At 61.7% G+C, this 25,255-nt stretch carries 23 protein-coding genes and 1 pseudogene; 9 read left to right on the top strand and 15 right to left on the bottom strand.

Annotated elements, in window-relative coordinates; translation table 11 throughout:
- Window positions 1-195: 195 nt before the first annotated feature.
- The 8 genes from DevBK_RS15335 to DevBK_RS15300 all read left to right on the top strand — a co-directional run bounded on the left by DevBK_RS15335 (window position 196) and on the right by DevBK_RS15300 (window position 8,136).
- Window positions 196-1,347 (top strand): extracellular solute-binding protein, encoded by a 1,152-nt coding sequence (locus tag DevBK_RS15335; RefSeq protein ID WP_317186068.1) that lies wholly within the window; start codon window positions 196-198, stop codon window positions 1,345-1,347.
- The gene (locus tag DevBK_RS15330; protein ID WP_061911646.1) at window positions 1,344-2,222 is read left to right on the top strand and encodes an ABC transporter permease; all 879 of its coding nucleotides are present in this window, start codon (window positions 1,344-1,346) and stop codon (window positions 2,220-2,222) included. The genes DevBK_RS15335 and DevBK_RS15330 overlap by 4 nt, the downstream gene beginning before the upstream one ends.
- Before the next feature lies 1 nt (window position 2,223).
- The gene (locus tag DevBK_RS15325) at window positions 2,224-3,048 is read left to right on the top strand and encodes an ABC transporter permease (protein ID WP_317186067.1); all 825 of its coding nucleotides are present in this window, start codon (window positions 2,224-2,226) and stop codon (window positions 3,046-3,048) included.
- Between the two features lie 200 nt (window positions 3,049-3,248).
- Window positions 3,249-4,289 carry an ABC transporter ATP-binding protein gene (locus DevBK_RS15320; RefSeq protein ID WP_317186066.1) on the top strand — a complete coding sequence of 347 codons (1,041 nt, stop codon included), beginning with the start codon at window positions 3,249-3,251 and terminating at the stop codon, window positions 4,287-4,289.
- The gene (locus tag DevBK_RS15315) at window positions 4,286-5,122 is read left to right on the top strand and encodes a glycerophosphodiester phosphodiesterase (protein ID WP_317186065.1); all 837 of its coding nucleotides are present in this window, start codon (window positions 4,286-4,288) and stop codon (window positions 5,120-5,122) included. The genes DevBK_RS15320 and DevBK_RS15315 overlap by 4 nt, the downstream gene beginning before the upstream one ends.
- Window positions 5,119-5,931 (top strand): inositol monophosphatase, encoded by an 813-nt coding sequence (locus tag DevBK_RS15310; protein WP_317186064.1) that lies wholly within the window; start codon window positions 5,119-5,121, stop codon window positions 5,929-5,931. The genes DevBK_RS15315 and DevBK_RS15310 overlap by 4 nt, the downstream gene beginning before the upstream one ends.
- Window positions 5,932-6,046: 115 nt before the next feature.
- A complete protein-coding gene (locus DevBK_RS15305; protein ID WP_317186063.1) occupies window positions 6,047-6,775 on the top strand; it encodes a phosphotransferase enzyme family protein in 729 nt (242 codons plus the stop codon).
- 119 nt (window positions 6,776-6,894) lie between these two features.
- On the top strand, window positions 6,895-8,136 hold the full coding sequence (locus DevBK_RS15300) for a sensor domain-containing diguanylate cyclase (RefSeq protein WP_317186062.1): 1,242 nt from the start codon (window positions 6,895-6,897) through the stop codon (window positions 8,134-8,136).
- Between the two features lie 2 nt (window positions 8,137-8,138).
- Here DevBK_RS15300 and DevBK_RS15295 read toward each other — a convergent pair.
- From DevBK_RS15295 to DevBK_RS15260, 8 genes and pseudogenes are all read right to left on the bottom strand, one after another.
- Window positions 8,139-8,507: pseudogene (locus DevBK_RS15295) on the bottom strand (DUF3088 domain-containing protein).
- 65 nt (window positions 8,508-8,572) lie between these two features.
- Window positions 8,573-9,487, bottom strand: coding sequence for an ABC transporter substrate-binding protein (locus tag DevBK_RS15290; protein WP_317186061.1), 915 nt, complete (start codon window positions 9,485-9,487; stop codon window positions 8,573-8,575).
- Window positions 9,488-9,611: 124 nt separating this feature from the next.
- On the bottom strand, window positions 9,612-10,541 hold the full coding sequence (locus DevBK_RS15285; RefSeq protein ID WP_317186060.1) for an ABC transporter substrate-binding protein: 930 nt from the start codon (window positions 10,539-10,541) through the stop codon (window positions 9,612-9,614).
- Between the two features lie 87 nt (window positions 10,542-10,628).
- Window positions 10,629-12,407, bottom strand: coding sequence for an amino acid ABC transporter permease/ATP-binding protein (locus tag DevBK_RS15280; protein ID WP_317186059.1), 1,779 nt, complete (start codon window positions 12,405-12,407; stop codon window positions 10,629-10,631).
- 94 nt (window positions 12,408-12,501) lie between these two features.
- Window positions 12,502-13,047, bottom strand: coding sequence for a GNAT family N-acetyltransferase (locus tag DevBK_RS15275; RefSeq protein ID WP_317186058.1), 546 nt, complete (start codon window positions 13,045-13,047; stop codon window positions 12,502-12,504).
- Window positions 13,048-13,116: 69 nt separating this feature from the next.
- A complete protein-coding gene (locus tag DevBK_RS15270; RefSeq protein WP_317186057.1) occupies window positions 13,117-14,451 on the bottom strand; it encodes an LLM class flavin-dependent oxidoreductase in 1,335 nt (444 codons plus the stop codon).
- 17 nt (window positions 14,452-14,468) lie between these two features.
- Window positions 14,469-15,479 (bottom strand): MsnO8 family LLM class oxidoreductase, encoded by a 1,011-nt coding sequence (locus tag DevBK_RS15265; protein WP_317186056.1) that lies wholly within the window; start codon window positions 15,477-15,479, stop codon window positions 14,469-14,471.
- A gap of 253 nt (window positions 15,480-15,732) precedes the next feature.
- Window positions 15,733-15,888 (bottom strand): DUF2256 domain-containing protein, encoded by a 156-nt coding sequence (locus DevBK_RS15260; RefSeq protein ID WP_082511837.1) that lies wholly within the window; start codon window positions 15,886-15,888, stop codon window positions 15,733-15,735.
- 232 nt (window positions 15,889-16,120) lie between these two features.
- On the opposite strand from DevBK_RS15260, the gene DevBK_RS15255 reads away from it, so the two are divergent.
- The gene (locus DevBK_RS15255) at window positions 16,121-16,459 is read left to right on the top strand and encodes a DUF3307 domain-containing protein (protein ID WP_317186055.1); all 339 of its coding nucleotides are present in this window, start codon (window positions 16,121-16,123) and stop codon (window positions 16,457-16,459) included.
- On the opposite strand, the gene DevBK_RS15250 is transcribed toward DevBK_RS15255, so the two are convergent.
- The 7 genes from DevBK_RS15250 to DevBK_RS15220 form a co-directional block, all read right to left on the bottom strand.
- The gene (locus DevBK_RS15250; protein ID WP_317186054.1) at window positions 16,456-16,623 is read right to left on the bottom strand and encodes a hypothetical protein; all 168 of its coding nucleotides are present in this window, start codon (window positions 16,621-16,623) and stop codon (window positions 16,456-16,458) included. The two genes, DevBK_RS15255 and DevBK_RS15250, sit on opposite strands and share 4 nt — an antisense overlap.
- Before the next feature lie 373 nt (window positions 16,624-16,996).
- Complete coding sequence (locus tag DevBK_RS15245; protein WP_317186053.1) at window positions 16,997-17,146, bottom strand: hypothetical protein; 150 nt, start codon at window positions 17,144-17,146, stop codon at window positions 16,997-16,999.
- 120 nt (window positions 17,147-17,266) lie between these two features.
- The gene (locus DevBK_RS15240) at window positions 17,267-18,316 is read right to left on the bottom strand and encodes a helix-turn-helix domain-containing protein (RefSeq protein WP_317186052.1); all 1,050 of its coding nucleotides are present in this window, start codon (window positions 18,314-18,316) and stop codon (window positions 17,267-17,269) included.
- Window positions 18,317-18,411: 95 nt separating this feature from the next.
- Window positions 18,412-18,948: a cyclic nucleotide-binding domain-containing protein gene (locus tag DevBK_RS15235; RefSeq protein WP_317186051.1), complete on the bottom strand. Its 537-nt coding sequence runs from the start codon at window positions 18,946-18,948 to the stop codon at window positions 18,412-18,414.
- A gap of 9 nt (window positions 18,949-18,957) precedes the next feature.
- Window positions 18,958-21,822, bottom strand: a complete 2,865-nt coding sequence (locus DevBK_RS15230) for an NHLP bacteriocin export ABC transporter permease/ATPase subunit (protein WP_317186050.1) — start codon at window positions 21,820-21,822, stop codon at window positions 18,958-18,960.
- A gap of 2 nt (window positions 21,823-21,824) precedes the next feature.
- Complete coding sequence (locus tag DevBK_RS15225) at window positions 21,825-23,990, bottom strand: NHLP family bacteriocin export ABC transporter peptidase/permease/ATPase subunit (RefSeq protein WP_317186049.1); 2,166 nt, start codon at window positions 23,988-23,990, stop codon at window positions 21,825-21,827.
- A complete protein-coding gene (locus tag DevBK_RS15220) occupies window positions 23,987-25,249 on the bottom strand; it encodes an NHLP bacteriocin system secretion protein (protein ID WP_317186048.1) in 1,263 nt (420 codons plus the stop codon). The genes DevBK_RS15225 and DevBK_RS15220 overlap by 4 nt, the downstream gene beginning before the upstream one ends.
- Window positions 25,250-25,255: the final 6 nt, after the last annotated feature.

Raw genomic sequence — 25,255 nt, 5'->3', positions numbered from 1 at the left:
ACGATGCACAAGATTGACCCGGCAAAAGATTGGGCTGTCTTCCGCACGCTGCCGCAATGAGGAGGGGAGCCCATGAGTTGGGTGGATGCGAGCTGGCCGCGCATCCGCTGATCGGCCAGCGTGCCGGTTCATGGACTCCGTCGCCAGCGAGAGCGAAGGTTAGCTCGCCCTGAGCTGCCGACACGGGAGAGTATGATGAAACGCCGCCATTTCCTGATTTCCGCCGCCGCTATTTCGGCTGGCGTGACCCTGATGCCCCGCATGACCTTCGCTGCCGAAGGCGTGATCGACGTCTATTTCACTTCGGACCAGAACGTCATCGACTTCTGGACCAATGTGGTAAAACCGAAATTCGAAGCCGCCAATTCCGGCATCACGCTCAATCTCGTTGACGGTGGCGACGGCCCCGGCGTTGCTGCCATCGGCGACCGTGCCCTTGCCGCCCTCGCGAGCGGCGCCGATCCGCAGGCCGATCTTTTCGAAGGCTACGACACCCGCGTCAATGCCGGGGCCATCGACAAGGGCCTCTTCGTTGATTTCTCCGCCGCTGGCCTTTCGAACTATTCCAAGGTCAATCCGCTCGCCAACGACATTCCGACCCGCCTCCCCTATCGCGGGTCGCAGGTACTCCTCGCCTATGACACGACCAAGCTCGATCCGGCCAATGTGCCCAAGACCTGGGCCGATCTCGTCACCTGGATCAAGGCCAATCCGGGCCAGTTCATCTACAACCGTCCCAACAAGGGCGGCTCGGGTGGCAATTTCGTCCGTCGCGCCATTTTCGAAGCCAATGGCAATGACCCCAAGAAATTCACCGTCGACAATTTCACCCCTGAATTTGCCGAAGAAGCCCTGACCCCCGCCTGGGCCATGCTCAACGACCTCGCCCCGTCGCTCTTTGAGAACGGCGCCTATACTTCGGGCAATACCCAGTCGCTGCAGCTGCTCGGCCAGTCGGCCGTCACCATGATCCCGGCCTGGTCCGATCAGGCCCTCTCGGCCATCGAGCAGGGCGTGCTGCCGGAAACCACCGGCCTCGTCCAGCTGCAGGATCTCGGCCTTCCCGGCGGCTTCACCTATATCGCCGTGCTCTCGAACGGCGCCAACAAGGATGCCGCCCTCAAGCTCGCCGACTTCCTCCTCACCGAGGAAATCCAGTCCGCCATTCTCACCGAACTCGGCGGCTTCCCCGGCGTCTCCTGGGACTATGTCGCAGCTGACCTGCGTGAACGCTTCGCCGACATCATTCCGGAATCGATCCCGACCTTCCCGGGCGGCAAGTGGGAAACTGCCATCAATGATGGCTGGTACCGCGCCGTTGCACCGAATGTGGACCCTGCCTCGTGACATCGACAGAAGCGGGCGCCCTCGCGCCCGCACCCACCCAACGCAAGAGGCCGATCGGCCTCTTGCTCGTGGCCGTGCCCGTTCTCCTCGTTCTCTGGCTCATCATCTGGCCGATCATTTCGGCGGTGATTCAGACGCTCTGGTTGCCGACGCCCGATGGCGGCCGCACCTTTTCGGCGGAGAGCTACGAGTTCTTCGTCAGCGATCCCTATAGCCGGGCGAACCTTGCCATCACGCTCTGGACCACCGGCGTCTGCGCCGTGCTGCTCCTCGTGATCTGCCTGCCCATCGCGCTTTACCTGCGCTTTTCCAATTCCAAGATCGCCGCCTATGTGCAGGGCCTCGCCATCTTCCCGATGTTCGTGCCCTCCATCATTCTCAGCTTCGCGTTTATCCGCGTGCTGGGGCCAAACGGCACCGTCGATCTGCTCCTCAATTCGGTAGGTCTCCCCAAGATCAAATCGCCCTATTTGACCCCCTGGGGTCCGGTAATCGGTCTTGTCTGGGACAATATCCCGCTGACCGTCCTGATCCTTCTTTCAGGCCTCGGCAATGTGTCCAATCAGGCGATTGAGGCCGCACGCGATGTCGGCGCGGGGCGCTTCGCGCTCCTCTGGCACATCATCCTGCCGCGCATTTCCAATTCCATCCTTGTCGCCATTTCCTTTGCCGTGCTCGGCATCTTCTCGGCCTTCACCCTGCCCTATGTGCTCGGTCCTGCCGCTCCGGAAATGATGGGCCCCTTCATGCAGCGCACCTTCCGCGATCTTTTCGATCCGACAAATGCCATCACCCAGGCCGTGATTACCTTCGGCTTCTGCATCGTCTTCGGGCTCTTCTATGTGCGCTCCGTCGCCAAGAACAGGACGCCCTGACATGAGCACCGCTGTAAAAATCAGAGCGCCGATCGACTGGACCGGCATCTTTTTCGCCGTCGTCCTGACCCTCGTCATCGTCGCCCCGCTCCTCGTCGTCGGCACCTGGGCCTTCACCAATGTCTGGCGCTTTCCTTCGGTCATCCCGCAGGAATTCGGACTCAAATTCTGGTACCAGACCCTGGCCCGCGCCGATGTCTGGTCCTCGATCACCATGAGCCTGACGCTCGCCACCACGGTGACGGTGCTCTCCGCCGTCATCTGCCTGCCGGCTGCCTATGCCTTTGCCCGCCTCGACTTTCCCGGCCGCGATATTCTGTTCTTTTCGTTTCTCGCCGGGCACGCCTTCCCAAAGTTCGGGCTTCTTGTCGCCATCGCCGGCATTTTCTTGCAACTGAACCTCATCGGCACATTCTGGGGCGTCGTCCTCATCCAGCTCGTCGGCACGCTGCTGTTCATGATCTGGATCCCAGTCGCCGCTTTCCAGTCGGTTGATCGCAAGATGGAAGAAGCCGCCCGCGACGTCGGCGCCTCACCCTTCCGCGTCTTCTGGTCCATCACCCTACCACAAGCCGGCCCGACCATCGCCGCCGCCATTCTCCTCAGTTTCGTCGGCACCTTCTACGAAACCGAAGGCGCCTGGCTCATCGGTGCCCCGCAAGTCCGCACCCTCCCGGTCCTGATGATTTCCTTCATCAACAACCAGCCCGTCATCCAATACGGCGCCGTGCTCTCGGTCTTGCTCTGGGTCCCCAGCTTCATCGCCCTCTTGTTTGCAAGGCGGGTCGTCAATTCCGGTTCGTTCGCCAAGGGGTTTGGCGCGTGAGTATGGTCCAGCACACCCCCTCCCAACCTCCCCCATCAAGGGGGAGGTGTCCGATCCAGTTTGAGGCAGCTTCTCGCCTAAACCACCGTCCCTTCACCTCCCCCTTTGATGGGGGAGGCCGGGAGGGGGTGTGGCCAAACTCACCGTTCTCCAGTCGCGCAGCGACCCTTCCCCGCGACCGCGTGACCTAGGAACTAAAAATGTCCGTCCTCACCATCAAAGACGTCACAAAACTCTTCCCCGGCGGCACCAAGGCTGTCGACTCGTTCTCCCTCGAAGTCGCCGACGGCGAACTCGTCTGCCTCCTCGGCCCATCGGGTTCCGGCAAGTCGACCCTTCTCCGCATGGTCGGTGGCTTTGAAACCCCGACCTCGGGCCTCATCGCCATCGATGGCGAAGACATCACCCGCACCCCGCCGGAAAAGCGTCCGACCGGCATGGTGTTTCAGAGCCACGCGCTCTGGACCCACATGGACGTCGCCAAAAACCTCGCCTTCGGCCTCAAACTCCGCCGCCTCCCGGCAGACGAAATCAAGCGTCGCGTCGAAGCCGTGCTCGAGCTCGTCGGTCTCGGCGGCTATGGCTCGCGCCGCGTCACCCAGCTTTCCGGCGGTCAGCAGCAGCGCGTCGCCCTGGCTCGCTCGCTGGTGCTCGAACCAAAAATCCTCCTTCTCGACGAACCCTTTGCCAGCCTTGACCAGCATTTGCGTGAACGCCTCCGCGAGGAAGTCCGCGACATCCAGCAGCGCGTCGGCATCACGACGCTCTTCGTGACCCACGGCCAGGACGAAGCCCTCTCCATGGCTGATCGCATCGTCGTCATGCGCGATGGCCGCACCGAGCAGATCGATCGCCCCGACGTCGTCTATCGCAACCCGCAGACCCCCTTCGTCGCCGGCTTCATCGGCACGATGAACCTCATCGAAGGCACGGTCAGCAACGGCCAGTTCACCCGCGCCGGTTTCTCCCATCCGCTCGCCATCGGCGACGGCCCGGCCACGCTCGCCGTCCGCCCCGAAGCGCTCGATATCGTTCCCGCCGAACCCGGCGCCGGCAAAGTCCATCGCGTCACCGATTACGGCACCCATGGCCTCGTCGATTTCGACCTGCCCGACGGCAAGCGCCTCAAAGCCATGGTCAATCAGCCCGGACAATTCCAGCCCGGTCAGGGCGTCGATCTCATGCCCCGCGCCGTCGCCGCCTATCGCGACGATGTCCAGGTGTTCCGGAGCGCCCCATGAGCGATCCTCTCTTCATTGAGCGGAACGGTCACCGCACTTGGATCAAATGGCATCGCGGCCGCCGCAAACCGACCGATCCGGTGTTCACCGGTAGCCGCATCCTCGAAGCCATGCGCCTTGGGGCCAGTGTCGAAGTCGATCTCGTTATCCACGCCGACCACGGCTGCGCTATCCTTCATAACTTCGCGCTCGATGCCGAAACCACCGGCACGGGCCTCGTCCGCGAAACGCCGGCCCCCGTCCTCCGCGAGCTGAACCTTCGCGGCAATGACGGCCAGCCGATCGCCGACAAGGTCATGCTGCTCGAAGACCTCTGTGCGCTTCTTTCCAAAGAGAAGCCGCACCCCGACGCACTGCTGCAGCTCGATTTCAAGGAAGGCCACGCCGCCCTCACGCCAAGTATCGTCGCCAATTTCGGCGCGAGTGTAGCGCCTGTCGCCGATTACCTTATTCTCTCCGGCGGCGACTTCGATGCTATCGGAATGCTAACGAATTCGGCCCCGAAACTGCGCAGCGGTTACGACCCTTGCTACGGGGAGTCTCTCGCCAAGCTGCAAGCAACCGGCGACTACCAAACCTTCATTTCCGAGGCCCTGGCGACCGCGCCAAACGCGGAAATGATCTACCTCGCCTATGACATTGTCCTCGCCGCGGACAAGTCCGGCTTCGATATCGTCGCGCCCATCCACGCGGCCGGCAAGCGCATCGACGCCTGGACCATACGCCAGGTCGATTCCTCAACCATTCCGCTGATCGAGCGCCTTCTCGCGCTCAAAGTCGATCAGATCACGACGGACGATCCGGAGGGGCTCGCCGCAGCCTTTGCCTCATGAGCCACGATTACCCAAACATTCTCGCCGACATGGTCGCCACCGCCCGCGAAGCCGGCGCACTGACGCTTGAGCATTTCGCGCGCTTTCGCGATCTCGAAATCGGCGTCAAAGGCCCGGGCGACTTCGTCTCCGATGCCGATCGCGACTCCGAAACCCTCATCCGCGAGCGCCTGCTTTCCGCCTATCCCTGGGGCCTGACGGGCGAAGAGTTCGCGCCGGCCGAACGTGATGACGAGACCCATCGCTGGCTCGTCGATCCGATCGATGGGACGACCAATTTCCTCAATGGCCAGCATTATACAATCACCATCGCCCTCCGCCGGGGCAACGAAACCATGTGCGGCCTCATCTACAATCCCGTCTCCGACGAGATGTTCACCGCGCTCAAGGGCGGCGGCGCCTTTCTCAATGGCGAGCTCCTTCATGTCAGCCGCTCGACCGATGTGGCCATGATGTGCATCGGCACAGGCCTCCCAACACCGAACCTGCAGCTCTATCCCGGCGCCTATAGCCGGCTCGACGCCATCCGCGCGCCGACCGGCGCCGTCCGCATCGTCGGCAGCGCCGCCAATTCCTGCGCCTATGTCGCCTGCGGGCGCCTCACCGGCTACTTTGAGGAAACCGGCTTCGTCGACACCGCCGCCGGGATTCTGCTCGTCGAAGAGGCCGGCGGCATCGTCACCGACTGGTGGGGGCGCGGCCCGGAAGTCTTTGAAAAGACCGGCACCCTGATCGTCGCCAATGCGGCGACCCACGCTTTTCTCATGGATCAGCTCAAGGACGTCCCGCGGAAAGATCCCAAACCGTAACCAGATATCCCCGCCCCGGCGCATGGCATTTTCCGCGCCGCCTCCCGACTTATTCCCGGCCCTCCAATCCTGTGGCATGCTCATCGCCAGCAAGGGCTGATGATTTGAACCGCAAGTGAGTTGGGATGCGCTGACACTTTGGGACGCGACGCGGATAAAACCGCTCACCGGCGGCTCGTCCAACGATGTGTGGAGCGTCGATATCGGCGGCACAATCGCGGTCGCGCGCCTGGGCAAGCGAAGCGATGACGATCTCGCCTGGGAGGCCGCGCTGCTGCAGCACCTCGATCGCGCCGGCCTGACCGTGCCGGTACCGATCCCAACAAAAGATGGCCGCCCGTTCGCGCATGGGCTGATGGTGATGACCTTTATCGAGGGCGGACCACCGGCCGATGCCAGCGATTGGCGGCGCGTAGGCGAGACGCTGCGCACGCTTCATCGACTGACAGCGAATTGGCCTCAACGCCCGGGCTGGAAGGCGTCGCTCGAATTATTGCGCGCCAATCACGGCACCCGCATCGATCTCACCGCCATGCCGGACGAAGCCGTCAAACGCTGCCGCGCGGCTTGGGCCCGTCTTGCGGGGCACGAAATGTGCGTCGTCCACGGCAATCCCAACAACCCGGCCAATATCCTCATGACAGGCGATCGGGTCGGCCTTGTCGATTGGGATGAAGCCCATGTCGATGTGCCCCTCCTCGATCTCGTCCTGCCGTTTAATGGCGGCAAGTTGGAGGGCGCCGAGGGTGATGCAGCGGCCCAAGCCTCTGCCGCATGGGAGGCTGCCGTCTGCTGGAAGGATGATTATGCCGAACAAAGACTGGCCGAGGTGCGGCCCGTCTGAGAGGGAGGGAAATTCGCACAGCCCCTTGTCGCTGAACATTTTTTGGCCCAGACAGCGCGCAGAATGCCGTCATGCCCTTGATGGCGAAACTTCAATGTCCGTAGCGTCAGGACAAGACTATGCCCACATCCCTCACCCCCGATTATCGTCAAGCCGCCGCCGATCCCAACCGGCTCGATGCCCTTGAGCGGCTTGGCATTTTGGACACGCCGGGAGAAATAGTCTTTGACCGCGTTGCGGCCCTGATCAAACTAATCTTCGGGGTCGAGATCGGCATCGTGTCCATGATCGATGCCCATCGCCAGTGGTATAAGGCCGTCGATGGCCTTGAGAATACCGAAGTCTCGCTCGACAGCACGTTTTGCAAGCACACGCTGCAACTGGGCAGGCCGCTGATCGTGCCCGATGCCAGTCAGGACGAGCGCTTTTTCGACAATGCGCATGTCACGGGCGGACCCAAAGTGCGCTTCTATGCCAGTGCGCCGATCACGACAGGCGACGGCCAGACCATCGGCACTGTCTGCGCGATCGACGGCACCGCTCGCGAGTTCAGCGAACGCGACACCGCCATCCTCACCCATCTTGCGGCCATCGTCATGCACGAACTGGAGCTGCAACAGGAGGCATCGACGGACGTTCTGACAGGCGCAAGGAGCCGGCGCGCCTTCAAGGATGAAGCCGGCAAACACCTTGCCCTCGCCGTCCGCTATGCTGCGCCGCTCAGTTGCATCGCTTTCGATATCGACCACTTCAAGCAGGTGAACGACACCTATGGCCATGCGGCAGGCGATCGTGTGCTGGCGTCGGTCGCAAAGGCCCTCAAGGACGGGTTGCGTGAGAGCGATCTCGTCGGTCGCGTCGGCGGCGAAGAATTCGCGATCATTCTGCCCCGCACCGAGCACAAGGCGGCGATGGCGACCGCCGAAAAACTCCGCGCCATCGTCAAGGGGCTTGATTTTCCTGGGACATTTCCGCCGATTGCAGTCACTGCATCCTTCGGCGTCTCGACCATCGGCGAGGGCGACGATCTCGATACGCTGCTCGAACGCGCGGATCAGATGCTCTATGTCGCCAAGCGCTCCGGCCGCAACCAGGTGTGCGGGTCGGACGCGCCGACCGAACCACCAAAGCCCAACCGGCGCCGCGTGCTCAAGGCCGGCCAGGTCATCTTCGATGGCGGCCGATCGACATATGATTGCACCATCCGATCGCTCTGGGACGGCGGCGCCGAGTTTGCCGTCTCCCTGCCTATGATCGTCCCCGACGAATTCGAATTGGTCATCAAGGGCACGGCCGAGCGTCATGCCTGCACGCTGTCCAAACGCTCGGCAACGAGCCTTGAGGCCACTTTCGCAGCCTGAGCTCAGGCGACCTTGCTCGCCCCCGCCGCTGGTCGGAGAAGCCGCGGAAACCTATGCCGCTCGGCAAGCAATTCCAGAATGCGCTCGGTGTCGGAAACAAAATGCAGACCATCGTCCACGCGCGCATCACCGGGTGGATTATCGCCGAGGATCAGCAGCGGAAGCCCTTGGTTTTCCTAGCCGACCAAGGCCATGATCTCTCGGCGAGGTCGCGGAAAGGCAACCCGGACCACTTCGATATCGAGCGATAGCTGCGGAAAGCTGGCGAGCAGCCCTTCAATCTGATTGCAGAACGGACAGACAAAAGGTCCGTCGTCCCGACCCGTAACCTCAAAGCCGGGGTCGATCAGAAAAAGCCGGTCATGCGCCATGTGAACTCCATTTAGGTTGAGTGCATGTGGCGGCTGGCTCTCGCGCCGGCCGCCGTTCTGATGCATCAGGTCTTGGGCAGGCCTGGAGGATTGCTCTGGGATTGTTCCACGGCCTCGGCGCTGATGTTCCAGCGTTCGAGCGTCTTGCCATAAAGGCCATTCTCGATCAGGCCATTGATGGCGATGGTCACGGCCTCTGCAAGACCTGACCCTTTGCGCGTCGTTGCCGCGATCTCCGCCTTTGCCGGCCACCCACCGCTCTGAATCCCGACGAGGCGCGTGTCGCCGCTGACCGCCGAGGAGTAGGACAGCGTTGGATTGGGGTTGAACTCGACATCGGCACGGCCCGATTGCAAGGCAAGCGTACTGGCCGCGGAGTCGTCGTAGTACTGGATTTCAACCGGTGCGAGGCCCGCTTCCTGGTTGAGGCGATCCCATTCGAGGATGATCTTTTCCTGATTAGTCCCGGCGCCGGTGATGACTTTTAGCCCCGCGACATCCTTGGGCTCGGTGATTGATTGGATGGGGCTATCGTTGCGGACATAAAAACCTACGACGTCCTGGCGGTAGCTCGAAAAGTCGAACTTTTCCTTGCGCTCTTCGGTGACCGTGACGTTGGAAATCACCGCATCATACTTGCCCGAAGTGACCCCGAGCGGCCAATCGGCCCAGGCGGTGGCGACGAGATTGAGCTCGAGGCCTAGGGAGTCGGCGATTAGCGATGCGAGGTCCGGGTCGGCACCTACTACCGTTTGGCCGTCCGTCGCATAGGTGGCGATCGGTGGGTCCCAAGGCGAAACCGCGACGGTAAACTTGCCTTCGGCAGCAAATTTGAAATCAGCCGGAATCGCCGCAATGGCTTCCTGGTTGGGTTCGGCCTTGAGGCGGGCCGGCTGCTCCGGGCTCAGATCGAACTCGGCCGCGTGCACGGCAGTCGCAAGCGCCAGAATGGCAAAGCCGGCAAGAAGAGTAGCTTTCATGATTTCATCCAGGTGTCGGAAAAGGTGCGCTTGAGGAAAGCGCGCGGGCGGAACAGGGAAGGAGGGAAGCCACCGCCCGCGCGAGGGACCGATCGTCGTTGGGTCGATCGGCCCCTGAACTGGGTCAGGGTTTTGGCAGGCCCGGTGGATTGGTCTGAGATTGCTCGACACCTTCGGGCGTCAGGTTCCACTGCTCGAGGAGCTCGGCGTAAGTACCGGTCTCGATGAGGTGGTTGATGGCGGCGGTGAAAGGTTTGGCAAGACCACTATCCTTGCGGGTCGTCACGCCAACCTCGGCCGGATTGGGCCAACCGGAACTGATCGTGCCGACCAGTTTCGTATTGCCGGTCAGCGCCGCCTTATAGGCTAGCGGGCCGTTGGGGTTGAGTTCGACATCGGCGCGACCGGAAGCGATGGCGAGGTCCGAGGCGGCATCATCGTCGTAATATTGGATCTCGACCGGTGCGAGCCCCGCTTCCTGGTTGATCCGATCCCATTCGAGCGTGATGCGCTCCTGGTTGGTGCCCGATGCGGTAATGATCCGGAGGCCCGCGATGTCCTTGGGCTCCTTGATCGAGGTGATCGGGCTATCCGCCTTGACGTAAAAACCGTGCAGGCCCTTGCGATAGGTCGAGAAGTCGAACTTCTCCTTGCGCTCCTCGGTCACACCGACATTGGAAATGACGGCATCATATTTGCTGCTGCTGAGACCCAGCGGCCAATCGATCCAGGCGATAGGTACGATTTCGACCTCAAGACCGAGCACCTCCCCGACGAGCCGGCCGAGATCGGGATCGAACCCGACGACCGTTGCGCCATCGGTGGCATAGGTCGAAATCGGCGGGGCGCCGGCGGCGATGGCGATGCTGAGAACGCCGTCCTTGGCATAGTCGAAATCGGCCGGCAGGAGCGCTGCGATTGCGTCGACCTTTTCGGCATGGAGCCGGCTTGGCGGATTGGGGCTGAGATCAAAGGCCTGAGCGAAGACGGCAGCTGGCGAGGCGGCAAGAAGAAGCGCCGTGGCGCCGATAATGAATGAACGTCTGAGAAGCATGATAAAACCGGGGTTGAGATCGGGACGTGCGCCATCCTGCCGCTGACCGGCATGGAAAGAGGGAGGAGGGCGCAGAGTTGGGGGTGGCTAGAGAACCTTAGCGAGGAACTCGCGAGTTCGGCTGTGCGAGGGCGCGCTAAAGAGGCGTTCCGGCGGCGCGATTTCTAGGATCCGTCCGTTTTCCATGAAGACGATGCGGTCGGCGACTTCGCGGGCAAAGCCGATTTCATGGGTGACGATCACGAGCGTCGTGCCGGATTTTGCCAGCTCCTTGATCACGTCGAGCACTTCGCCGACGAGCTCTGGATCGAGTGCCGATGTAGGCTCATCAAAGAGCAGAACTTTTGGCCGCAGGGCCAGAGCGCGAGCGATGGCGACGCGCTGCTGTTGGCCGCCAGAGAGGTGACGGGGATAGGCGTCGGTCTTATCGGCAAGTCCGACCCGCGCGAGGAGGTCCCTGCCCTGCGCCAGGGCTTCGTCCTTTGGAACGCCGGCCACCGACACAGGCGCTTCGATAACGTTTTCCAGCGCCGTGAGATGAGGAAAAAGATTGAAGTTCTGGAACACCATGCCGACACCGGCGCGGCGGCGGCGAATGGCGGGCTCCTTGAGTTCATAGAGCGTATCAGCGCGACGTTCGTACCCGATGAGCTCGCCATCGATGGCGACGATACCGGCATCGACGCGCTCCAGATGATTGATGGTGCGCAGAAGCGTCGATTTGCCGGCGCCCGATGGGCCGATGATGGCAACGACCTCGCCAGAATGCACGGTCAGGTCGATCTTATCGAGCACTTTGAGCGCGCCGAAGGACTTGTTGACGCCGTGGATCGAGACTTCGCCACCGATACGGCCGCTTTCGAAACCGGCAAGCGGCTTGCGATCGGCGACCACCGACACGGGCGCGGCGGGGGCTGCATCCGGCGCCTTGGAGCCAATGGCGCGGAAGAAGCGATCGACCAGCGGCGGCAGAGCCTCGCGCTTGGCGCCGCGCGAATAATATTGCTCGACGAGATACTGGAAGCCCGAAAGCACGACCATGATCACGAGGTACCAGACGGTCGCGACCATCAGGAGCGGGATGACCTCGAGATTGCGGCGGTAGATCACCTGCACGGTGTAGAACAGCTCGGGCAGCGCCAGCACGTAGACGATGGACGTCGCCTTGGCCAAGCCGATGATTTCGTTGAAGCCCGAAGGCAGAATGGCGCGCATGGCCTGCGGCAGGACGATATGCACTGCTTGGCGCCAACTGCTGAGGCCAAGAGCGGCAGCGGCTTCATGCTGCCCCTGATCAACAGAGAGAATGCCGCCGCGGATGATTTCGGACGAGAATGCCGCTTGGTTGAGGCTCAGACCGATAATCGCGACGGCGAAGGGGCTGAGCGTCTGAACGGTATCGAACTGGGCCCAGAGGATATCGGTGAAGGGCACGCCAAGGTTGATGCTGGCGTAGAGATAACCAAGATTGTTGAGCACGAGCAGCAGCACGATCAACGGGATCGAGCGCAGGAGCCAGATATAGCCCCAGGAAAGCCCAGAGAGCAGCGGCGACTTTGATACCCGGGCGAAAGCCAGAAGGCCGCCAAGGATAAAGCCGATGACGGCGGCAATGCCAGTAAGCATCAGGGTTCGCCCGAGGCCTGAAAGCACTGGGGCGGAGAAGAAATATTCCGCGAAGACCGGCCAACCCCAGCGCTCGTTGGTGAACACCGAGTGGAGCGTGATGAGGATGACGGCAGCCGCAAAAATGGTTCCGGCGACGCGCCAGGGATGACGTGCCTCGACCACTTTGAGGCGGTGAAGGTCTTGCGGCGCGGTGCGCTTGGGGGCGCTCTCCAAACCGATGTCAGTAACCGAAGCCATGGCCATACCTTTAATCTACAGAATTAGTAGATATTAGTTTGAGAGTGGTGGCGTTGAGAAGCGACGCCATTCTGTGTTTGGAGAGGAGAGGAAACTATTTGCGCGCGACGGCGGCTTGCAGCGCACTGCCCTTTTCATTCGCAAATGCTGCACGCGGTGCGACGAGCGCTTTCTCGAATGCCAGAATCTGGATGCTTTCCGGATCGGCTTGAAGATCGAAAAGCGCGGTGTAGCCGGTGCGCAGATAAAGCTCGCGCGCTTCGGGTTGGCGGAAGCCGGTCGTAAGATAGACCCGGCCATATCCTTGGCGCAGCGCTTGCCCTTCGAGCTCGACGAGAATTTTCCGCGCGAGGCCCTGGCGACGATGATCACGATCGGTCCAGACGCGTTTGAACTCGGCCGTCGTCTCGTCGTAGCGCATGAAAGCGCCGCCAGCGATGGGTTTTCCGTTCCGCAGAAGCAGGACAAATGCGCCATCGGGCGCGCCAAAGCGTTCTGGCGGATAGCGGTTCATTTCCTGAGCCGCGCCGCCCTCTTCGAAATAACTGCCGTAGCGGGTTTGGTACTCTTCGGTCAGTTGCTCGACGAGCGGCAGGGCGACGGGATCGGTGGGAAGCGTATAGAGAAAGCTGTCGGTCACGACCGGGCCTCCGCGCTGATGGTTATGAAGTGGGGGCGGAGGGCCGCAAAGCCCCCCGCGGTTGGTCGGTCAGCTGGCTGCCTGTTCCGCAGGCAATGCATAGCGGCTTTCGCGGAACGGCAGGCCGAGATGATCGCGCAGCGTCGTGCCGATCTGCTCGCGGTTATGGCGGCCGCGCTTTTCAAGGATGGGCAGGACCTGTTCTTCAAAGTCCGCCCAGCCTTGTGCCGAGACCGGAAAGCCGAGAACGAAACCGTCGGCGGCGCCGGTATCGACCCATTCCTCGATCTTGTCGGCGATCTGTTCCGGAGTGCCCTGAAATTCGCTGCGTGGCGTCGTTTGTTCGAGAGCGACCTCGCGCAAGCTTTGCCCATGCTCCTTGGCTCGGGTCTTGATCCGATCGGTGCCCGACTGGAAATTGTTGCGGCCGATTTCGCCCAATTCGGGGAATGGCGCGTCGAGATCGTATTGGCTGAAATCGTGGTGATCGAAATAGCGCCCGAGATAATGCAGCGCTTCGGTGATGTTCACGAGACCCGCGATCTCCTGATATTTGCGTTCGACTTCCTCATCGGTCGAGCCGACGATGATGCCGACGCCGGGCAGGATTTTGATGGCATCGGCCCCGCGGCCGTGGGCGATGGCGCTTTGCTTGAGTTTTTGGGTCAGCACTCGGTTTTCGTCGATCGATGTGGAGGCCGCAAAAACAGCATCGGCATGGCGACCGGCAAGCTCGATACCGGCCGGCGATCCACCGGCCTGGAACAGCACGGTCTGGCCCTGTGGCGAGCGTTCGATATTGAGTGGGCCTTCAGCGGAGTGAAACTTGCCCTTGAAATCGAGGCGATGGAGCTTGGCGAAATCGGCAAACTGGCCGCTGGCGCGGTCGCGGGTAAAGGCGCCGTCGTCCCAGCTATCCCAGAGCCCTTTGACGATCTCGATATGCTCGGCCGCGATTTCATAGCGGAGGGCGTGGTTGGGATGCTGGACGCGGCCATAATTTTTGGCGGAGCCTTCGAGCGGCGAAGTCACCGCATTCCAACCGGCACGGCCATGGCTCAGGAGATCGATGGAGCCAAACTGCCGCGCCACGGTAAACGGATCGCTATAGGAGGTCGAGAGCGTACCGACGAGGCCGATCGTGGTGGTCGTTGCCGCCAGCGCAGAAAGCAGAGCGATCGGCTCGAAGCGGTTGAGGAAATGCGGGATCGACTGCTCGTTGATGTAGAGCCCATCGGCCACGAAAGCGAAGGCGATGCCGGCCGCTTCGGCCTTCTTGGTCTGCTCTAGCAGGAATTGGAAATTGACCGAGGCATCGGCGGGGCCGCTTGGATGCTTCCAGGCATTCATATGGCCGCCCGGGCCATGCAGCATCAGGCCGAACGGAATGCGGGTCTTGGTCATGGTCTATCTCCGAAAAATCAGGCGGAAAGTGCTGTCGGCGCGGCAGCGCGCTCACGCGCATCGGCGATCAATCCGATGGCGTCGAGGCGGCTATCGCCGGGATTGAAAAGATCGAGAATGAATTCTTCGATGCCATATTGGCGGGCGAGCGCATCGAGCGCCGCAACGATGTCGTGGCCATCGCCGGCAAGGACATTGGCCTTACGCTTTTCAACTTTGAAGTCGGTGACGCCGGCCTGACGAGCATATTCGGCGGCCTGCGCCTCGCTGCCGACGGTGACGCTTTGACCGCCCGGGATGGTGACGCGGAAGGGCGTGAAGCCGGCTGCGGTTTCGCGCGCCTTATTGCCATCCTTCTCAACGATGGCTGCCAGTGCCACGATCGGAGTGCGATGGTTCAGATCGCGATAGGTCGAAATGGACGTTGCCAGCGCGACATCATCACCATTGAGGTGGCGGGCGAACACGAAGTTCCAGCCAAGACTCGCGGCCAGTTCGGCACTTTCGACACTCGCCCCGAGCAGGAAGCGCTCACTGGTGCTGGCCGGTTGAGGCGTCGCGGAAAGACCTTCCACGCGATCGCCAGTGCCCTCGCCCAGATAGGCGTTAAACTCGCGCAGTTGGGTTGCAAAGTCGGGACGGACTGCAGCGTCGCGGCCGGCCTGCAGCGCCTTGGTCGACAGCGGCAAGCCGCCGGGCGCCTTGCCGATCCCGATATCGATGCGTCCCGGGGCGAGGCTTTCGAGAAGATTGAAATTTTCGGCGATTTTGTAGGGGCTATAGTGCTGCATCATGACCCCGCCGGACCCGACCCTGATGGTTTTGGTCGAGGTCGCCAAAGCGGCGATCAGGATCTCGGGAGACGAACTCGCAAGCTCGGGCGCGTTGTGGTGTTCAGCGACCCAGAACCGATGATAGCCCAGCGTTTCCGCCCGTTGCGCATAGGCAATCGTCCGCTGCAAAGCCCGGTGGGCGGTTTCGCCCTTGGCAATCGGGCTCTTGTCGAGCAGGCTGAGGCGATAGGTCATGCATGATCCCCTTGGTACAGGGCGCCAGCATAAGTCTAGTATTTTTATAGATAAATAGCTTAGGGATTGCGGGACCTGAAGATGGCAAGTCTTTTTCCCGTCTTACAACCGGCGGAAGCGGCTGCTTTTGTTGATATAGCTTCGTAGGAAACGTTCTGCCTCAAATCATGCATGCAAGAGCAAGCTGCCGAACGACCTTCACCATCGGGCTGACAGGCGCCGCTGCGGATGAATGGCACGCCGAATTACGCCGCTATCCCACCTTGCTATTTCTTTGGGCCCTGCAAGCGTCAGAGCAATATTTGACCTCATCCCAAACCTTGGCCCACTTCTTGCGCCAGACGAATGGGCGCTTGCAGACCAAGCAAGTCTTCACCGGCAGATCGCTTTTCTCGATGCGCTTGGCCATGCCGAACACCTCGTTCGTTTTTCAAAAGATGCCTCGAAGCCAACCGCAACGAGGTGTGCCCGTGGGAGGCGGATATAGAAGGAGCCCTTCCTTGCATGCTCAATAGCAGTGCAAAACAAAAACGCGGAAGAATGGGACGAAGCGTCGGGGCAGGCGACTAGGTTTTTTACGGCCGAGGCGCTATCCAAACCGGACGGCCTCAAAACGTCAGCGCGGGCCGGGGAAACACGCCATGCCCTTCGGTCCGGTCGAGATTTTTGCCCTCATGATCTTTGGGCACATGCTGGGCGATTATCCGCTTCAGGGCGATTTCCTGGCGAAGGCCAAGAACCGGTTTAATCCCCTACCCGGCACGCCATGGTATCATGCCTTGGCGGCGCACGCCGTAATCCACGGCGGCCTGGTGTTTCTCGCGACAGGCAGCCTGATCCTCGGCGTATTGGAAACCATCGTCCACGCCATCATCGACGACACGAAATGCCGCGGGGCGATTTCCTTCAACATCGATCAGGCCCTGCACGTCGGCTGCAAGGTTATCTGGCTGATTATGCTGGTCGTGTGGACGCCTTAAGTGTCCTTGATCTCGGTGCCGCGACTGTAGGTAACCGTTTCAGTGGCTTGAGAGTTGAGGCCTCCTCCTCCGCCAGCAATCTTATCCAGGGCACTATCCGGCAATTCATCCTTGGATTTCTTTGAAATTTTCGTGTTGGGTTTCATCCCGGTCTTCTCGGTCATTTGTCGAACACTGTGATCCGATCAACCCACCTCGGGCACGAGTCGGGTATTGTTGGTTTGGTGCCCCGAGCAGGCGGGTAAATGCCGCCGCCCGACTGGTTACAGATTGCGCTAGAGTGGCTTTTCTGGAGGAGGAGGACGCAAATCGGAGTCTGTCGGATTGCCGCCCTGAGCAGGAGGTTGACCACCGCCAGCCACCCTGTCGAGCGCAGAGTCTGGCAGTTCGTCCGTCTTGCCGGTCACGGCGGGCTTCGATTTCGGCTTCAGGGTCACAATCGTCTCCGTATTTAGTCAGGCTTCATAGAATTGGATGCACAGGTCGCGAGGAGATAAGCACCACCCTCGCGACCGGCGCAAAGACTCAGCCGCGGTCTTACTTGCCGTATTGATCGTCAGGTTCGGTCCCATAACCCTTGCTGCCACCCTCTCTCTTGTCACCGCCAGCGACCTTATCGAGCACGCTGTCGGGCATTTCGTCTTTCGCTGGCGTCTTTGCTGTAGGCTTCTTGGTTTCGTTTGCCATCATTACGCTCCCTCAATGATGAGCCAAGCTACCATTTTGCCTGACCCTCCGAGAGCGGAGGCTCATTCGGTTTCATCCCAAACCGCCGTGTTTTCGTCCCCAACGCGGCGCTTTCGGTGACTAGAAGCGTGCGCTGGCGGCATTGAGACCCGTGAGCCAGGCCTGCATCCAGTTGTTATCTGCCTCCACCACATCGCTCTTGCTGGCCGCCCGGCGGCCAGCCTCGATGATCGCTTCGCGCGGGTTCATCCCATAACGCTGGCGGAAGGCGCGCGAAAATGCAGCCTCATTGGAAAAGCCGTTCATATAGGCAAGCTTGGCGACGACGCCGCGATTGCTCCCGACCGATGATAGCCGGAGGAATGCCCGATTGAGCCGCCTGTCGCGGATGTAATCGGCCACCCCGCCTAACGGTTCGAACGTGCGATAGAGCGCCGAGCGCGACAAACCGAAATGGCGCATGATCATCTCGGGCGTCAGGTTTTCGTCAACGAGATGCTTTTCGATAAAGCCCTGTATCGCCTGGACGCCCGTGCCCAAGAGATCTGCCTCGGACGCCTGCCCCGTCACAGCCGCCGATAGCCCCGCTGAAATCAGCACCGCCGCCACTTCCGTCGCCAATTTGCCATCGGGACCACCGAGCCGCGGCGCCACCTTGGCGAGCGAGAGCAAATGTTCGCGCAGCAAAATGCCAAGGGAGGTTTCGCCATCCAGAACGGCCCCATGCAGCGTATCGAACGTCGTCGGCGACAGGCGGATAAGCTGGCGCGGCACAACGAGACTGATCGTATCGAGTTGCGTCGTCGCCGATTTCATCTGCCGCGATAGATCGAAACAGACGAGATCGCCCGCTTTGCCGCGCGTCTGATAGCCTTCGACATCGAATTCGCAGCTACCATTGACGTAGAGCTGCACCAGCAGATGATCGACACCCACAGCCGATACCAGATTGGCATCGCGCTGAAAGGTTTGCGGCGAGGCGCTGGTCTTGCCGATCAGGAAGCTACCTAGATTATAGGTCGCCATATCGGCGCTGAACGTATCGAGTTCGCCATCAAGCGGATTGGCCTCAAAAAGGCTCGCGAGCCCTATGCGCCACTGCTCGTAGTTTTCCTCTCGCGACAGCGCACTGGAATGGATGGCCTGGCTGGGCGCCGCACTGTCTGCCATGGGGGCTTTCTATCGTCTCAATTCGCAGCGGATGGATGAGAATGACTAAATTCATTCGCATGAGGAAGATAGTCGCGTGAAATGTGATCGGAGGGCTAGGCGCGTGCAGCGGAGAGGATGGACATCATGTGTTCAAAGCGCGCGCCGGCCAGCGACACCTGATCGAGAATGCCTTCGTCCAGCTCATCATCCATGATGGCGCCCGCCTTCATGCCCGAATTGCTCTTTTGCCGGTTGGTGGTACTGCGCAGGCGATCGGCAAGGAAGATCGCCAGCGCCTTATAAAAACGCCCGGCAAAGCCCGGCTCGTCGCGAAGACGCAGCTCGATAGCGCGTTTGTCGATGGCAAGGATCAGGGAGCCAGGCGTCGTTTCGACGGTTGCAGAAGGCGGTGCGCTATCGATCAGCGACATCTCACCCACGACTTCGCCGCGCCCGAGCCGCGCCACTTCGCCAACGCCACTGACCTTGACGACCGCTTCGCCGCCGATGACGAAAAACAGGTCATCGGTCGCCCTTCCCTCTTCGATCAGCACGCTCGCCTGACGCGCCTCGATACGGCGACCGGTGCGGGCCATCCACTCGACATCTTCATCGTTGAGCTGCCCCAGAATGTAGAGAACCTTGCGCATGGATATGTCCTAGATCAGCTGGCGCTTGGCCAGAATGGAAAACGGGCCATCGGCATTGATGAGGTCGTCATAGGTGCCGCTTTCGACCAGCCTGCCCTTTTCGAGCACCAGCACACGATCCACCTCGCGAATGGTGCTGAGGCGATGGGCGATGACGATGCGCGACACGTTGATGCGCGCCAAGGTCTGGGTGACGATGGCCTGCGTGCGATTGTCGAGTGCGCTGGTCGCTTCATCGAGCAGCAGGAGATTGGGCCGCCGCACCAATGAGCGCGCCAGCAGAACGCGCTGCCTCTGCCCGCCGGAGAGCGTACCGCCGCCGTCCGTAAGCACCGTGTGCATGCCCATAGGCATGGCTTCGATATCGCGGGCAAGATCGACGAGCCGCGCTGCCGTCCAGGCATCGTCGATGCCAAGTCCCGACGCGCCGACGATGTTTTCGAACATCGAGCCGACGGTAATCCGCCCGTTCTGCAGAACGACGCCTATCTGCGAGCGCAGCAGGGCCCGGTTGAGCCGCTCGGCCGGCTTGCCATCGAAAAACACCTCGCCGCTTTCCGGCCGATCAAAGCCCAGCAGCAGGCGCAGAATGGTGGATTTACCGCCGCCCGATGGCCCGACAATGGCGACATACTCGCCCGGCTTCACCGAAAAGCTCACATCGTCGAGGGCCAGCGGACTTTCGCTGGTATAGCGAAACCGCACCTGCCGCACTTCGAGCGCGCCGGTCAGGCGGCCCGGATCCTCGCCGCGCTCCTGCTTTTCGGGCGTCGCTTCAAGCAAAGGCTTGGTGCGTTCGAGCAAAGGCTCCACAGTCAAAATTTGCGTGGTCGCGCCGACCGCCGTTGCCATAGCCGCTGAGACTTGGCCGAAAGCCGCGATAAAAGCGACGAACTTGCCTGCCGTTATCCCCGCGACAGCTCCACCAGCGCCGCCCGGCAACAGAGCGGCCAGGGCTGCGCCCGCAGCATCGGCCTTGGTGAGCGCCACGACCATAAGAAAGATCGATAGCAGTGCCAGCGGATAAAGCACGGCCTGCGCCACCGCCTGCCGCCCAGCCCAGGTCCGGGCGCGCACAAAGGCATGCCGCTGCGGCGCACTGCGCCAGGCCCATTCGGCCAGCCCACGCTTTTCAGCCGCCGCGCCGCGCAGCTTGGCGATGCCAACCATCAACTGCAGCACAAAGCCTTCGACGCGGCCATTGATACGCACGCGCTCGCGCTCATGACGCAACTGCCGCCAGGAGAAAAAGCCGGATACCGCAGCAATCACAAGAATGGGCACCATGGCCATCAGCGCCATGCGCCAATCGAGCAGCGCCATGGCAACGCCGCCCGAAATGATGCCGATGGCTCCAAAGAGGCCAGCAAGCGCACTGCCGCTGACCAATTGCCGGATTTCCTGCAACCCCAAAGTTCGCTCTGCGAGATCGCCGACCGAAAATTTGCGGAAGAACGTCACGGGCAGGTGCAGCAATCGATGCACCACGGCCGCCTGCAGCTTAGCATCAAGCCGCGCTTCCAGCCGCGCGACCCCAAGCGCCCGGACAAATTCGAACATTGCTTGACCAAGCGCCAAGGCACAGACCGCGACGAGGATCTGCACGAGGTTCGAGCGATCCCCGAGCGGCACCACGCTTTCGAAAATGATGCCTGTTGCGAAGGGCATGGCCATCAGTGTCAGCGCCGCAAAAACCGACATCAGGCCAATGCGGCGCACATCACGCCCCGCCCCGCTGATCCCGAACCCTAGGAGATCGTGCATGCCGAGCGCCCGGTCGGGAAGGCTCGGATAGAGTTGAAGCGCTCCGGCTGAAATCGTCTCGACCAACTTGGCAGTTACAACGCTGTCGACACCCGGCCCGCGCGCGCGCCAGCGACCGTCGCCGATTGGGACAATCGCCAGAGGCCTGCCGTCCCGCGTCTCGGCCAAGAAAGGCAGCCCATCGCGTTTCCACCAATTCCCTGCGAGCCGCAGCGGGCGGTAGGGCAAATCGAGAAAACCGAGCACCTGCAGCAGCCGATTGCCACCGTCCGAAATAGGCAGCGGCCTCGGCAATTCAGGCGCTTTGTGCCCTGCAGCCGCCAGCACCGTTATGATCGCCGACAAAGCCGGATCGCGCGGCAGTGGCCGGCTCGCCTCCGATCGCCCGACAAGCGCCGTCATGGCATCGGCCAGCGCCGCATCGGAAACCTGCTGCCGGCCGGCAAACCCGGCTTCGGACTGATGCCGCTCCGCCTGCAGTTTTTGTGCAATCAGCGTCACGACACCCGCATTGAGCGTGGCAATGGCATCCTGCTGCTGAACTGCACTCGGCCGCTCGATCAGCATCAATCGACCGCCCGATGGCGTATCGAACCGCGCGGGCGCCATCGCTGGCAGCATTGTGCGAGCCTTTAGCTCCATCCGCTGCCAGCGGACAACGCCGTCATCGATCCGCAGCCAAAGCAATTGCCGCGCAGGCACACCGTAATCGCTGCCAGGCTGAAGCGCCGTCGTCGCCTCGATTAGGTATCCAGGCCAGTCCTCGCCGCGCGGGCTAGTCGCCGCGCTCATATCCTCGATCCAGCGCTCGACCTGCGCCGTTTCGGCCAATGCCAGATCTACCGAAATGGCTTCGAATGCCGAGCCTAGCGAGCCAACTGCGATAAGCGTCCCGCCCGTCGCGGCACCGCCAAACATGGTCGCGCCAGCGCTGGCCCGGAACAGATGCCGACGCCCATTCCCCCCAGCATCGGCCACGAAAATATCGGCATAGCCGCTCACGATGCGATAGGCGATCGCCGGATCATCGAGGCTCAGAGGCCGGTTGCTGCCGCCTTCGATCGGCAGGGCCGGTGGCATGGCGCGCAGCGGGGTGAGGTTGGGCGCCATGCTCAGTAACTCCCCACCAGCGCAACATATTCGCCGTTAAGCGCCATCAGCGTCTCATGATCCCCGCGCTCCACGACACGCCCTGCCTTCATGACGATGATCTCGTCGGCGTCGCGAATTGTGCTGAGGCGATGCGCGATGATCAGGCAACCGCAGCCGCGACGGCGGAGATTATCGTCGATCAGTTTTTCCGTAACCGGATCAAGCGCCGCCGTCGCCTCATCGAGAATAAGCAAGCTCGGATTGCCGACCAACGCCCGGGCAATTTCCAAACGTTGCCGCTGACCACCGCTGAAATTGGTGCCGCCTTCGTCCACCTGACAATCGATCTGGTCCTGCCGAGCTACGATATCGTCCAGAACAGCGGCATCGGCCAAGGCGCCAACGATACGCTCATCATCGACATTGGCATTCCAGAGCGTCAGGTTCTCGCGCACCGTGCCTTCGAAGAGGAATATTTCCTGATCGACATAGCCGAGAAGTTCGGACCGCCGCGCATGCGAGAGGCGATCGGAGGGCACGCCCCCGACGACAATGTCACCTTCCCAAGGCTTTGCCAGCCCCGCAAGCAAACGCCCCACCGTACTCTTGCCGCTGCCCGATCCACCAACCAGCGCCACACGCGCACCGGGCTTCAACACCAGCGAAAAGTCTTCGATCAGCGGCGGATCGAGCGGGCTATAGCCAAAGCTGATGGACTGAACCTCGATCTCGGCGGAAAGCGGCACGCCATCCTGTCCCGCCTCGCTATCGGGCTTGGCACGCAGCACATCGGCCACGCGCAACAGGTCGGCACGGATCATCTGCATTTGCCCGGCGAGGGACACAAGCCCCAGGACAGGCGCCCCAAAACTCGCTGCCAAACCCTGAAACGCCACCAGCGTCCCCAACGACATCTGGCCGTTCATCACTTGGAGACTGCCGAGCCCAAGCACCAACACGACCGTTAGCGCCTGCAAGAGAACCGGCACGGCATTGATGATCACTTCGGTGACGCCAAGCTCAGCCCGGATGTTTAGGAGACGCGCCTGATGGCCTGCCCAGCGATGAAAGAACTGCGTTTCGAGATTGGACGACTTGACCGTCTCGATGGCACGGATCGGCCCGAGCGTTGCCGCGACGAGACGCCCGACTTCGGTGCTTTGCTTGATTGCGCCAGCCAGTTGCCGCTTGCCGCCCCAGGTGATGACAAAGGCATAAACCAGCTGCACCGCGAACACCGCAAGCGCCAGCATCGGGCTGAAAAACACCATGATGGCGCCGTAAGCCAGCACCGAGACAAGGTTGAAGGCATTGGTCGCCAACTGCCCGGAGAGCAATTGCGCAATGCGGTCATTTGCCCCCAGCCGGCTCGCCAGTTCTCCCGGATGGCGCTGCATGAAAAACGCCATCGGCAATTGCAGCATGCGCCAGAGCAATTGCGTCGCCGGCACCACGGCAATCTTGGCCTCAAGCCGCACCAGTCCCCATTGCTGGATCAGCGTCATCACCCCGCGCAGCGCAATGACGATGCCGAGCGCAAGGATAAACGGCACGAACCAATCCTCCTGCCGCCCAACGAGAATATCGTCGATAAAAACACGCGAAAAAATCGGCAGCGCGATCCCCGGCAGCACCAGGGCTAGCGACGCGACGAGCACAAAGAGCAAACCAAGCTTGGAATGCCGTAGCCGGTCGAGCAACAGCGGCAGGGCCAGCGGCTTGGCGCCTTCTTTGACAAACCCCTCGCCCGGCTCGAAGGCCAGAACCACGCCGGTAAACGCGTCGGACAATTCGCTCAGCGACACTGTCCGGCGGCCCGAAGCGGGATCGTTGATGAAGGCGCTCTTACCGACGATGCCTTCGAGCACGACGAAGTGGTTGAAATTCCAGTGAAGGATCGCCGGCCACCGCACCTCGTGCAATTGGCTTGCTTCCTTGCGAAATCCCTTGGCGACGAGACCAAAGCTGCGCGCAGCCTTGAGCAAATTGCTGGCCTTGGTGCCATCGCGCGAGACGCCCGCGGCGAGCCGCAAATCTTCGAGTGATACCCAGCGGCCGTGATGCGCAAGAACCATGGCCAGCGAGGCTGCGCCGCATTCGACCGCCTCGATCTGCAAAATGCTCGGCGTCTTTCGCCGGCGCGGCGGTAGCTTGAACCGGCTCGCAAAGGAGACTGTTTCGCTCACGCGCCGCCCGCCTGTCGCAGGAAAGGCAGAACAAAGCTGAGGGGGCTGCGGGTTTCGACGGTCACCTTGCCGCCGCCGAGGGTTCCGGCGCTCAGGGGCGTCGTCGCGCCCGAGCCGCCCGACCACTGGTAGCCGCTCGGGCTCGCTGGATCTGGTACAAGCTGCACAACGACGGCAAACGGCGCGCCGCCTTGCGAAAATTTACCGACCAGAGTGGCATTCTGCGTCACCGCCAAAATGCCCTCAGGCGTCGCGGGAAACGGCGAAACCGAGACAACGTCACCGACCAGCGTGCCCCACTGTTCCTTCCTGAAGCCCTCCAGCTCCACATTGACCGTCATGCCGGCCGTAATGCGCTTGCCTTCGCCAGGCGACACATAGAGCATGAACTGGAGCTGACCCTCTCCGCTCGCAACGCTCGCCACCGGCCGGCCGGCCCCCGCCTGTGTCCCAAACGGCGCCTTCCATTCGACCAATACGCCATCGACGGGACTGATCACCTTGCCGAACTGGTCGTTCTGCAAGGTAAGCTGATCGACCTCCGCCTGCGCCGCAGCCAACTGCTGCTGGGAACTGCGCAAGTCGCGCTGCTCGACCGCCTGCGCCGCCAACAGATCAGCGTCGATAGTCAGAAGCCCTGCGCGGGCCGAAGCGAGATCCTGATTGGCCGACGCCAACTGCTCCCGCACCTGCTGCACCGTTGCATTAGCCGCATTACCGCTGGCCGCCAGCCTCTCCTGCGCCTCAAGCCGCGCCGCATAAGCCTCCTGCCGCTGCCCGGCGGCCGCGACCTGATCGGCATAGGCCGCGCGCCGCGCTTCGGCATTGCTGGCTCTGGCACTGCTCAGTCGGGCTTGTTCCCCCTCAAGCACGTTTAAGGCATCCGAGAGCGCAGCAACGCGCTCCTGCGCCGCCGAAAGTTGCAGCACAACCTCCGGCTGTTCAACCTGTGCCAGCACCGCGCCGCGCGGCACGTACTGGCCGATCGAATAACCCGCTGTGGTCAATGTCCCCGAGGCAAGGCTGACGGCATCGACCACCTGCCCGCCACCGGAAAACAGCATGCCCTGCCCTTCGATGCGCGTCGGAATCGAACCGAGAATCGCCCAGGCCACAAAGGTCGCGGCCAGCAACAGAACGCCGATCAACCCGGCCCAAGCGCCGGTGCTTGAAATCGAGATCATCTCGTCCAATTGCTCGGGCGAAGAAAGACGATCCAGCGCTTCCTTGCGGTAAAGACTATCGCCCGACTGGCTCATGTGATG

This window comes from Devosia sp. BK (assembly GCF_032907385.1).
Taxonomy (GTDB): domain Bacteria; phylum Pseudomonadota; class Alphaproteobacteria; order Rhizobiales; family Devosiaceae; genus Devosia.
This window is presented reverse-complemented; position numbering and strand designations above follow the sequence as displayed.